The 1,302-nt window shown below is 43.3% G+C and carries 2 protein-coding genes; both read right to left on the reverse strand.

All coding sequences use genetic code 11. The annotated features are described in order from the left end of the window. Positions 1-545 (reverse strand): conjugal transfer protein (locus tag HMPREF0367_RS07150; protein ID WP_035402763.1); only part of this gene is annotated, 545 nt, incomplete at its 3' end. Between the two features lie 14 nt (positions 546-559). Next, positions 560-1,302 (reverse strand): C40 family peptidase (locus tag HMPREF0367_RS07155; RefSeq protein WP_035402766.1); only part of this gene is annotated, 743 nt, incomplete at its 5' end.

The following is a 1,302-nucleotide window of genomic DNA, read 5'->3' on the forward strand; positions in this document are numbered from 1 at the left end:
TTCTGGGTAATGACCATTGCACCGTCCTTATCCACATGAACGGTCACGGTGTAGTTTTCTGTGACTTCCTGTGTCTGTTCTCCCTCTTTTACCTGCTGATCTACTTCGTAGGCAACGGTAAAATCGTTCGTTCCAGACTGCTCTACATTCCAGACCAGCACATTTGTAACGGTCGCACTGGTTGGTATGTCCGTTCTGATGGTATCGGCGTTCAAGTCCTGTAATTCTTTGGTAAGGTATTTACTGATTTCCGTTGTCCTTGCTTCAATCTTTTCTTTGCTGGTATTCCATGAGTAATAGGCTTTCGCAAAGTTCTTGACGAAATTCTCAATACCATTGGTATCGTTCAATCTTAACTGAATGATTTCTTTTTCATGTACCGTGTGGGTGTCAATGGCGGTAAAGTTCTTATACACACCAAAGCTGGTGCTTGTCAGAAGCACCACCCACAACAGCAGGACAGATTTTTTATGTGTCCCGACTTTCATAGTACGCACTTTCTTATTCTTAGGTGCTTTCTCTGTTTTTTCCTTTTTCTTAAACATATTTCAAGTCCTTTCTATTGTTTGATTCTTCCGGCACAAATGATGTGCTGTTGCCAGTAGGCAGAGGTCAAATCGGTATAGCCGATTGGATTTCCGGCATGATACATCTGATTGTTTCCCACATAGATTCCTACATGGGTAACATAGTCACTGGTATTATAAGTGGAATGGAAAAAGACCAAATCGCCAGCCTGTGCCTGTGACAATGGGATATGCTGGGTTGCGTCATACTGTGCCTGTGCAGTTCGTGGCAGGCTGATTCCGGCTTTTCCGTAGCACCACTGGGTAAGACCAGAACAGTCAAAAGAGGTGTTCGGATTACTGCCACCATAGACATATTTCCAACCTTGATATTTCAATGCTTCATTCATAACCGCCTGTACGGTTGCGTTGCTGAACTGCTTTACAGTCAGATATTGGTTGACCAGCTCCACATAAAACATATTTCCGTAGTTATAACGCCAGCCACCATTTTTACTGACAGCTATCGGATTGGTATAGGTCACTTTTGTACCGCCAGATTTGTTTCTTGCGAAATTCTCTGCAAGATTGAAACTGTGCTTTTTCCCATTCTTCGCCACATAGTCAGCATAGCCACCGCCATAGTTATAAGACTGAATGACCACGTTAATGTCTGTCATACCTTTCTCTTTACAGGAAGAAAGCAGGGACGCAAAATATTTACACCCCTGCTTGATAGATTCCTCTGTACTTAATGAGTTCGGCGGTAACCCCAGACTTTCACTGGACTGCATGA

It is taken from the genome of Faecalitalea cylindroides ATCC 27803, assembly GCF_000469305.1.
Taxonomy (GTDB): Bacteria; Bacillota_I; Bacilli_A; order Erysipelotrichales; family Erysipelotrichaceae; genus Faecalitalea; species Faecalitalea cylindroides.